Annotated in this window: 1 protein-coding gene; it reads left to right on the forward strand. The window is 38.6% G+C overall.

What is annotated here, in order from left to right:
• On the forward strand, window positions 1–264 hold a 264-nt coding region (locus AAEY57_RS20225; RefSeq protein ID WP_350608689.1), incomplete at both ends, for a DUF4145 domain-containing protein.

Raw genomic sequence — 264 nt, forward strand, 5'->3', positions numbered from 1 at the left:
GCCTTACTTAGATTGGCACTCCAACTATTGCTCAAGCAACTAGGTAAGTCGGGTAAAAATATTAACAACGACATAAAAGATCTTGTAGCAGAAGGGCTAAGTCCAAAAATTCAAAAAGCACTAGACTTACTTCGAGTTGTAGGGAATAACGCTGTGCATCCAGGTCAAATTGACTTAGAAGATGGTAGAGACATAGCGCTGAAGTTATTCCACGTTCTTAACTTCATCGCAGATGAAATGATTTCAAAGCCTAAAGAGTTAGAT

The sequence above is a fragment of the Pseudoalteromonas sp. MER144-MNA-CIBAN-0113 genome, from assembly GCF_040308965.1.
GTDB classification, from domain to species: Bacteria; Pseudomonadota; Gammaproteobacteria; order Enterobacterales; family Alteromonadaceae; genus Pseudoalteromonas; species Pseudoalteromonas tetraodonis.